Source organism: Caldisericia bacterium, from assembly GCA_021158845.1.
In the GTDB taxonomy this organism is placed as follows: Bacteria; Caldisericota; Caldisericia; order B22-G15; family B22-G15; genus B22-G15.
In genome coordinates this window covers 1-4,073 of sequence record JAGGSY010000154.1, presented here as the reverse complement: position 1 = coordinate 4,073, position 4,073 = coordinate 1, and the positions used below count along the sequence as shown (strand labels likewise).

Here is a 4,073-nt window from a genome sequence, read left to right as displayed (position 1 = left end):
TTTCTTCTCAATTATTGCAGGAACAGCTACTACTTCAGCTTCAAAGTTTTCACTCTCCCCATAATACACCACATACCAATGGGTGTAGTAGTAGGCTCTAAAGGAATAGAAGAGGGATAGAGATACTACTATTAGGATAACTATGGTTATGAATATCTTATTCTTCATTAAATCCTTGAAGAGGGAAGGGTCAAACTCAAAAACTAATTTTTTATCTTTAATTTTAACCATTCTCTCCTTCGTTAATTTTAGATTAAAAATTCTTTAATTTGTTTCTTTCATTTAAAAGGTTTAATACTCCCTTTTAATCCATTTTCCAAAGCCGGGTTCAACAAGGAATCCTTTCTCTAAATCAAAAACAACCTCTCCCCTTATCATTGTCTTAACAACCTTACCAAAAATCTCCCTTCCCTCAAAAGGTGTATATTTCCCTTTACTAAAGAAATTCTCTCCCTTTATCTTCCATTTTCTCTTTGTATCTATAAAGACAAGGTCTGCATCCGAACCGGGAAGTATCACTCCCTTTCTTGGGTATATATGAACTATCTTTGCAGGATTTTCGCTTATTACTTCAACAAATCTCTTTAAAGTTATTTTTCCCTTCATAACTCCTTCAGAGAAGATCAATGGAAATATTGTATCAATACCGGATATTCCTGCTCCAACCTCAAATATGTTTTCCTTAAGCTTTTCCTTCTCCCAGTTGGCAGAGAAGTGGTCAGAGGCAATGGCATCAATGATTCCATCTTTAAGAAGTTCCCATAGAGTTTCCCTATCCCACTCACCTCTCACAGGGGGAGAGGTTTTTACTTTAATTGGATCCCTTAATAAATCTTCCTCAGAAAGAAGTAGATAGTGGGGAGTTGTCTCAACTGTTATCTTTGCCCCTTCCTCCTTTCTTTCTTTTATAATGATTCCACCCTCTCCTGTGGATAGATGCGCTATGTGGAGTCTAACTCCCTCCTCCATGGCAATTCTTGATGAAGCCCATATACAGAGGGGTTCTGCCTCATATACCCTTGCCTGAATCCAAGCAAGTGCATCTTTCCTTCCCTCCTTCAACATAAGTCTTGTGAAGTGGTCAACGAGGGAGAAGTCCTCTGCATGTATGGTAAATAAAGCATCAAAATCACTGGCGAAGGAGAAAAGCTCCTTCATCTCTCCATATGACACCCTCTCATAGGTTGGAGCAGAGGAATAGCCATATATCTTAAACCCAATAACTCCTTCCTCCCACTGCTCTTTCAACTTTGAGAATTCTCCTTTCCTTACTTCCTCTCCCGTTACTCCCCCATACAAACAGAAATCAACAAAGGACTCTTTGCTTATCACATTTAGTTTTTCATGAAGAGACTTTACATCCCTCACCTGAGGGATTGAGGTGCATGGCATATCAACAACTGTTGTAATACCACTTGATGCAGCTCCCATACTCCCTGTTTTGAATGTTTCCCTATGGGTGTATCCTGGATCGTTAAAGTGGACATGCATATCAATTCCACCGGGAAGAATGAGAAGACCTGTTGCATCTATTATCTCCTTACCATCTGGATTAAATTCACCTATACCAACAATCCTTTCCCCATCAATTAAAATATCATGGTTATTTAACTTTCCCTCAAAGAAAACCATTCCATTCTTAATAAGTTTCATTTTATCCTCCTGTATCCCATAGGGATATAATTTTGAACTTGTCTGAATCCACAAGTCCAAGGTCTGTTATCTTAAGATGGGGTATAACAGAAAGAGCCATAAATGAAAGGGTCATAAATGGGTCATCCATTGGACAGCCAAGTTCCTTTGTAATCTTCACAAGTTTTTTAAATTTTAAATCCACCTCATAAGCTGACCTGTCTGTCATAAGACCTCCAAATGGAAGGGGAAGCAAATCAATAATTTTTTCATCCTTTGCAATACAGATACCACCACCATGAGACTCAAGGGCAAATATGGATAGAAGCATATCCTTGTCGTTTGTTCCAACAACTATTATGTTGTGGTTATCATGGGCAATGGTTGATGCAATAGCACCTTTCTTTAACTTAAACCCTTTTACAAAACCAACACCAACATTTCCAGTTGCTTTATGCCTTTCAACAACGGCAATCTTTAGTATATCTCTACTTGTATCTGCTATTACATTGTCCCCATCAACTTTTGGCTCAAACTCGTATCTTTCTGTAATAAGAGAATTCTCTATTGCTCCTATAACATTCATCTTCTCCCCGCCTCTTTTGACCCTGAGTTTTTCATAGGTCATTGTCTTTACATTAACTGTGTTCTTAACCCCTCCTTCAGATTTTGTTCTCTCATAATCAAATAGAGGCTCCCTATCCTTTGCAACAAGTTTTCCTCTATGGAACACGAGGATTGGTTCAAAATTAATTAAATCTGAGAATACAACAACATCTGCAAAATAGCCCGGTGCTATACCTCCTCTTTTCTTGAGCTTAAAGTATGTGGCAGGGTTAAGGGTTGCAAGCCTTATGGAGAGAATGGGATCAATACCCTTTTTAACAAGTTCTCTCACTATGGAATTTATGTGTCCCTCTGTGATTAAATCTCCTGGATGCCTGTCGTCGGTACACAGAAGAATTCTTGGGTATGTTTTTTCATCTATGAGGTGGTAAAGTGCATTTAAATCCTTTGCAACACTTCCCTCTCTTATCATTATCCACATTCCTTTTTTAAGCTTCTCCTTTGCCTCATGAAGGTTTGTGCATTCATGATCAGATAAAATCCCAGCTGTAAGATAGGCATTTAAATTCTTACCCATAAGGAAAGGAGCATGTCCATCAATGATCTTTTCCTTGCATAACTCAAGTTTTTTTAAAACCTCTCTATCTCCACTCACAACGCCTGGAAAATTCATAACTTCTCCAAGACCAAGAACTCTTGGATGAGACATGAATGGATAGAGATGCTCTGCCAAAAGTCTTGCTCCAGATGTTTCAAAGGGAGAAGCTGGAACACAGGAGGGAAGCATAAAGAATATATCCATTGGAAGATTCTCTGTGGCATTAAGCATAAACTTTATCCCTCTAACACCTGAAACATTGGCAATTTCATGAGGATCAGCTATAACATACAGGGTTCCCTGTGGAACAACTGCCTTCGCAAACTCACCAGGGATAAGGAGTGTGCTTTCAATATGCATGTGTGAATCAAAGAGTCCAGGTGATACATAGTATCCCCTAAGGTCGTATGTCTCCTTTGCCAGTTTATAATCACCAATACCCACAATCTCGCCTTCATAAATTATGATGTCCCCCTCCTCAATGGATAGATCAAAAACATTTACAATTTTTGCATTTTTAAGTAAGACATCTCCCTCTCTCTCACCTCTTGCAACTTCAATTCTCTCTTTAAGACCCATCTTCACCTCATAAAAAAATAGGCTCCCAAATTGGGAGCCTTAATTTACATGGATTCATGGTTTTTCTTTAATTTCAGATACTCTTTACTTGCCTCCTTTAACCTCTCCACCTCTTCATCACTAACTTTCCTTATCACCTTTCCCGGAATCCCAAGAACAAGGGAATTGTCAGGAATCTCTCTTCCCTCTGGAATTAATGCACCAGCACCTATAATACAATTCTTCCCTATCTTTGCACCGGAGAGCACTATGGCACCCATCCCTATGAGTGAATTATCTCCAATTTCACAGGCATGTAGAATTGCACCATGTCCAACAGTAACACCTTTCCCAATAATTGTTGGTTTATCATAATCAACATGAATGATTGAGTTATCCTGAACATTGGAATTCTCCTTAATTAAAACTTGAGAGAGATCCCCCCTTATCACCACACCATACCAAATACTCACATTCTTTTCAACAATCACATCTCCTATAACATCTGCACTTTCAGCAATCCACGCATCCCTATCTATCTTTGGTTCCTTATCAAGATACCTTCTAATCAAAGTATCACCTCTCTATAAAGAGTTCTCTTTTCTTGATTATACCCCAATTCTATCTTTAATGGAATTCTTTCAGGCACAACTTTTAAAAATTAAATTGTATAATTAATCTGGAGGTGATAGGAATGAGGAGCATAATTACATATCTT

At 38.4% G+C, this 4,073-nt stretch carries 4 protein-coding genes; all 4 read right to left on the bottom strand.

The window, feature by feature from the left end; genetic code table 11:
- On the bottom strand, positions 1–231 hold a 231-nt coding region (locus tag J7J33_05465; protein ID MCD6168726.1), incomplete at its 3' end, for a hypothetical protein.
- A 60-nt stretch (positions 232–291) separates the two neighbouring features.
- Positions 292–1,653, bottom strand: a complete 1,362-nt coding sequence (locus J7J33_05460; GenBank protein ID MCD6168725.1) for a dihydroorotase family protein — start codon at positions 1,651–1,653, stop codon at positions 292–294.
- Between the two features lies 1 nt (position 1,654).
- Positions 1,655–3,376, bottom strand: coding sequence for an adenine deaminase (gene ade, locus J7J33_05455; protein ID MCD6168724.1), 1,722 nt, complete (start codon positions 3,374–3,376; stop codon positions 1,655–1,657).
- Positions 3,377–3,420: 44 nt separating this feature from the next.
- Complete coding sequence (locus tag J7J33_05450; GenBank protein MCD6168723.1) at positions 3,421–3,927, bottom strand: gamma carbonic anhydrase family protein; 507 nt, start codon at positions 3,925–3,927, stop codon at positions 3,421–3,423.
- Positions 3,928–4,073: the final 146 nt, after the last annotated feature.